Annotated in this window: 1 pseudogene; it reads left to right on the forward strand. The window is 70.6% G+C overall.

Annotated elements, in window-relative coordinates:
* A pseudogene (locus FVA95_RS32365) lies at window positions 1-282 on the forward strand (hypothetical protein); the annotation flags it as partial.

Below are 282 nucleotides of genomic sequence, written 5' to 3' on the forward strand. Positions count from 1 at the left end.
GCGCCCGAAGCTGCAGCGACTCGTCGCCGACGGCGATCTGGCCCGCGTCGTCGCGGTCAAGCTGCGCCGCCGGTGGTCACCGGCTCAGATCAGCCGGTGGTTGCGTCGCTGCTTCCGCCGTCGCACGGCCTGGCACGTGTGCACTGAGACGATCTACCGCGCCGTCTACGACGGCCACCTCTCGCCGCGCAGCCGACAATCACCTGCGCGAGATGTTCTGGGGCGCCGACGGCAGGTTCAACGCTCTGAGCTGCTGCGTACCGGCCGCACCTACCGTCGCCG

The organism is Pseudonocardia sp. EV170527-09, assembly GCF_008369905.1.
Taxonomy (GTDB): Bacteria; Actinomycetota; Actinomycetes; order Mycobacteriales; family Pseudonocardiaceae; genus Pseudonocardia.